This window comes from Fluviicola sp. (assembly GCF_030151805.1).
Lineage (GTDB): Bacteria > Bacteroidota > Bacteroidia > Flavobacteriales_D > Crocinitomicaceae > Fluviicola.
Genome location: NZ_JASLCN010000380.1, coordinates 1 through 4785, shown reverse-complemented (window position 1 = coordinate 4785; position 4785 = coordinate 1). Strand labels below are relative to the sequence as shown.

Sequence of the window (4785 nt, the reverse complement as noted above, 5' to 3'; positions counted from 1 at the left end):
GGATATCGTTAGCAACATTCAAAAATTCATCTTCAACCAAAGAGCTTCCAACTGATCCGCCTTGTGCTTTCACGAAAGTATACGCCATTCCTCCGCCAACGATCAGGTTGTCTACTTTCTCCAGTAAACGCTCGATAATCGTGATCTTCGAAGAAACTTTTGCTCCTCCGACGATAGCCGTAAGTGGTTTTTCATCACTGTTCAGAACGCGATCTACGCTTTTGATTTCAGCCTCAAGCAAGTAACCGAACATCTTATCATTTGGGAAATATTTTGCCACAACAGTCGTGGAAGCGTGTGCTCTGTGAGCTGTTCCGAAAGCATCATTCACATAACAATCCCCGTGTTTTGCCAAATCTTCAGCAAAAGATTCCGTTCCGGCAGTTTCCTGCTTGTAAAAACGTACGTTTTCCAATAAAAGAATCTCTCCCGGTTTCAGATTCGCACTCATTTCGAAAGCACTTGCCCCGATGCAGTCCGAAGCAAATTTGATGTTTTTTCCCAATAAACTTTCGATTCTCCCAACAATGTGTCTCAACGAGTATTTATCTTCAGGACCTTCTTTCGGTCGTCCCAAATGTGACATCAACACCACACTTCCACCATTTTCCAAAATGTGCTTGATAGTCGGTAATGCTGCACGAATTCGTGTATCATCCGTTATTTCCAGCGTTTCTTTGTTCAAAGGAACATTAAAATCAACACGCACCAATGCGCGTTTGTTTTGAAAATCGTAAGTTGCTATTGTTGCCATTAATGGAATCTTAATTTTGGGGCAAAGTTAGGTTAAAGATCGGAAATGGCAAATTGAAAAACCGGACTGAAATAAAATGGCAACGAGTATCCGTCGCCATTTTTCAGAAGCTTGTTTTGAGAAACTTGGTTTTTTATTCAGACCAAAGAACAAGATCTACAACGATTACTCCGTCTTCATTCACCAATGCATTTGAAAGAGTTACCGTATTCGAACCGGTACCGCTCCAATATCCGTTGAATGAATCGAATGTGTAAGTTCCAGACGGAAGAAAGAACGTACCGGAACTGTAATCACGCTCATCTTGCGGATAAAGATATTCGCCGGTTGCCTGGTTGTGTGCGTAATATCCGTGCAGGTCATTGGTATGCGTTACGTGTCCTTCTGAATCTACCAAACGTATTTCTACCGTGTAGATCGTTGCCGTTTGTTTGATCGTTTCGATCTCGGAAATGATGTTGTCTGCAAGGTTTGCCTGAGTAGCCAATGTGTTGCGAAGAGCGGGGATCAATGCGTTGGCATTGCTATACTGGTTTCCAAGTACGGCATCTTTGATCTGGGTTGTCAGATTAATTACGTCATCATTCAATGCAACCAACTGCGCTGTGATTTGGTTCACCGGTGCAGTGGAAAAAGACACCGGGCTTTCATTTTGTGCTAATCCCATGAAGTAATCAATGTCGTCTGCATTGTTTTGTACCTGATTGATCAGGACAAACAAATCGGAGTAAAACGCATCTGCATCCGGAGTACCCGTGATATTCAATTCGTAAACCAATCGATCAATTGCATTCGAAGCAGTTTGAACATCCTGGGGAATGTTTTCAGCAGTTTGAATGGCATTGTTAAGGTCCTGTTGGGTGTTGTTCTGAGCGAAGGAAGTGCTCAAACCTGTTGTCAGCAAAAGAGCTGCTGCATAAGTAGCTAATTTTTTCATAGTGGAATTTATTTTTTACCATTTGAAAGTACTTCAAGGAATATGAAAACCGCGGAAGAAAGAATTAAATTTTAATTAAATGTCTGGTACGGGAATTTTGGTGTAGACGTTACTTTGTTTCCCGCTGATGCACGCAGATTATTTTCTCTGACTTCTTTGCTTTGCGCCCTTTGCATCTTAGCGTTTGTTCAAATCAGACCTTATTTTAAACGCAAAGAATTGAAGAGCGCAAAGAGCAGAATTTATTTAAATGTTGTGTCCTAAAATATAGGTGATCTAATAATTTTTCGCGCAGATAACTACAAGTTAAAATCTGCGTGACTTAAAAAATCACCTACATTCCAGGACAAGTCATATTTAAAACAAAAACACACACAAATCCCTTGCTGTGACTGGGCTAATAGACACATGTCTATGCGTATTTTTTACAAATAAAACAGAGCGGAAGTTTCCTATTTTTTGTTTCTCTTAGGTGAATGGACAAATTACTCTTCATAATCCTTGAAACGCAAAGTTTTGAGGGATCTTCGCTTGATTTTTGTATATGAGTTAATTAAAGTATAATCTTCCCAAAAAATTTCATGCCAGTAAAAACCAAAGTCCCATCAAACCCAAAGGCAATTCCCACATGAATTCGAGGCGCAATTGATAACCGACCTTAAAGGAAATCAAATGGCCAACTCCTCCGCAAAATACAATAAAGGGAAACAGCCAGTGGAATCCAAGCAAATCGAGCTGAAGGAAAAGTGCCAGGCAAAGCAGGGAAAAACCAATGTACCTTGAAAGCGAAACACCGATTAATTGTGGAACAGTAAACAAAGATTTAGGATCGTGGGAGGCATCCCGGCTGTCGAAGGGAATGATTTGTGCAAATGCCGCAAGAAAGATAATTGCCGGAATTTCCCAGGGAACTAAATGCAATTTTTTCAGCGAAGCAAAAGGAATCAGAACAATGAGCACCCAGCTGAATGAGATCAGGATATTTTTGGCAAAAGGAAGGTGTCGGATTCCGTTTCCGATCAAAGGAACAGGTAGTGCGTATAGCGCAACAATCAAAGCATTCAACCCGACGAGAAAAATGTATTCCTTTGTTAAAGGAATGTAAAGCATGCATGCCAGGCAGGAAAGAAAGTTTACAATGAACCAGGCAATCTGGAAAGAGTAGGTGTTTTGCATCCAAAGTAGCCGGCGATTGGAACGAACTGTATGATGCAGCTGGCGCAAACGAAACAAGCGATGCAATTGGTAAGCACTTACGGTCCCGGTGAAACTCCAGAGAGCAAATAATTCGAGATGATCCAGCCGAAAGTAACTCCCGATTCCGTAAACAAGACTTGTTACACACAAAGCAACCCAGCTATTGGTATAAATCAATATGCTGAGAGTGGGTCTCATCTTACTTTAAGATTTCCTGTAATACGGTTTCAACTGAAATATCCGAAATGCAGTCACAGTCTTTCTTTGCTCTGCATTTAGGGCAATTCGGATCGAATACAAGCGCTGTTGAGTGCTTGCCCAGCGGTTGCCATCTTCCCGGGTGAATGGGAATTCTTGGAGAGAACAATCCGATAGCTTTTGTGTCTAAGAATCCGGCGATGTGAAGCGGGCCTGTACTGCATGCAACCAAAGCAGCTGCATTTTTGATCAGCCAGATTAACTGGTCGATGCTTAATTTTCCGGTTGAATCATGACATTTCGGATTGTCGGGTAGTTTTTTGCGAAAGAGTTTTCCTTCTGCTTCTGTTCCGGTAAAGACAACTTCGTAACCATTTACGATTAATTTTTCTGCAAGCTCCAGGTATTTTTCAATCGGCCATTCGCGGGCACTTCCCTGTGATTTCGGATGAAGAACAACATAGTTGCCTGCAAGAATTGCGTCAAATTCATCCGGCAGTTCTTGTTTTTCGATAATAAAGCTTGAAGTGTATTTGTTGACTGCTTCAAAAGAAGGAATTTCCGAAAGTCCGAAAGGACGAAGTAACTCGAAATTCAATTGCGCTTCATGCAAAGGTGATTTCTTGCGGGTAAAATCCAGCCGGATATTACAAGTGCTTAAATGAAAGAGTCGGTGAGAAGTTCCGATCCGGGTTGGAACAAGCGCTTTTTTAAACAACTTCGCCAATTCCTTTTTCGGGAAAACATGAACTACAGCGTCGATTCCCAGGTTTTCAACAGCATCGATCTGCTCTTTTTTAGGTAAAGTAAACAAATCGTCTACTTTGACAATATCATCAATGGCAGCAAAGTATTTGACGATCGGAGCAGTGTAATTCCGGCAGAAAAAAGTGATTCTGCAATCCGGAAATTGTTCCTTCAACCATGCTGTGACCGGAAGAGTGAGCAATACATCACCGATGCTGTCAACCCGGCTGATTGCAATGTGTTTTCCGTTCCAATTCTTATTTTCCTTCACGATTCAGTCTTCTTAGTTCCTTGTATTTTAAAACGTTGGATTGAGCACTGATTTGAGCAATCTTGAAACCTTTCCATCCGTCCAGAAAGCCTAATTTAATAAAATACATGGCAATGAAACGACCCAAAGCGCTGATATAAGGTTTCAGGGGACCAACTTTTTTACCGCGAGCATGAAATTTCTGCGCTGTCAGCAAGGAATATTTGTCTGCGCGTGCCCGATGATCTTCGTAGGAATAATAGGAATAGTGTTCCAAAACGCCTTCAAATACTTTTGGTTCGCAAGCCGGATAAATGAGTTCTTCGTGAACATATTCTCCGGACCAGTAAGCTCCTTCTTTGGGAAACAAACGCGGTTTGATATCGGGAAACCAGCCGCTGTGACGAATCCATTTTCCCATGTAATTGGTCATGCGGTTCACGGAATAGGTTCCTTTGAAACCACGCGTTTTCTCCGTTTTGATTTCGTTGTAAAGTGCTTCGCTTAATGCTTCGTCGGCATCTAAGGAGAGGATATAATCGGAAGAGACCAGACTATTCAGGTAATTTTTGCTGGCTGCATATCCTTCCCAGGCACGCTGTTCAAATCGAACAGGATATTTGGAACAAATTGCTGCCGTTTTATCCGTGGAAAAAGCATCCAGAACAATGATTTCATCTGCCAGATCCCGGATGGATTTCA

General features: G+C 41.7%; 5 protein-coding genes. All 5 read right to left on the bottom strand.

All coding sequences use genetic code 11. The features are described from left to right. The coding region (pgk, locus tag Q1V93_RS14410; RefSeq protein WP_300665629.1) for a phosphoglycerate kinase at nucleotides 1–754 on the bottom strand (754 nt) is incomplete at its 3' end. 133 nt (nucleotides 755–887) lie between these two features. After that, nucleotides 888–1691 (bottom strand): hypothetical protein, encoded by an 804-nt coding sequence (locus Q1V93_RS14405; protein WP_300665628.1) that lies wholly within the window; start codon nucleotides 1689–1691, stop codon nucleotides 888–890. A gap of 579 nt (nucleotides 1692–2270) precedes the next feature. Then, nucleotides 2271–3086 carry a hypothetical protein gene (locus Q1V93_RS14400; protein WP_300665627.1) on the bottom strand — a complete coding sequence of 272 codons (816 nt, stop codon included), beginning with the start codon at nucleotides 3084–3086 and terminating at the stop codon, nucleotides 2271–2273. Nucleotide 3087: 1 nt separating this feature from the next. After that, a complete protein-coding gene (locus Q1V93_RS14395) occupies nucleotides 3088–4104 on the bottom strand; it encodes a glycosyltransferase family 9 protein (RefSeq protein ID WP_300665626.1) in 1017 nt (338 codons plus the stop codon). After that, nucleotides 4091–4785 (bottom strand): glycosyltransferase family 2 protein (locus tag Q1V93_RS14390; RefSeq protein WP_300665624.1); only part of this gene is annotated, 695 nt, incomplete at its 5' end. The genes Q1V93_RS14390 and Q1V93_RS14395, both read right to left, overlap by 14 nt.

Bases quoted from the DNA above. Each gene is read 5' to 3' on its own strand.
- Q1V93_RS14405 (WP_300665628.1), bottom strand. From the start codon at position 1,691: ATGAAAAAATTAGCTACTTATGCAGCAGCTCTTTTGCTGACAACAGGT.
- Q1V93_RS14400 (WP_300665627.1), bottom strand. From the start codon at position 3,086: ATGAGACCCACTCTCAGCATATTGATTTATACCAATAGCTGGGTTGCT.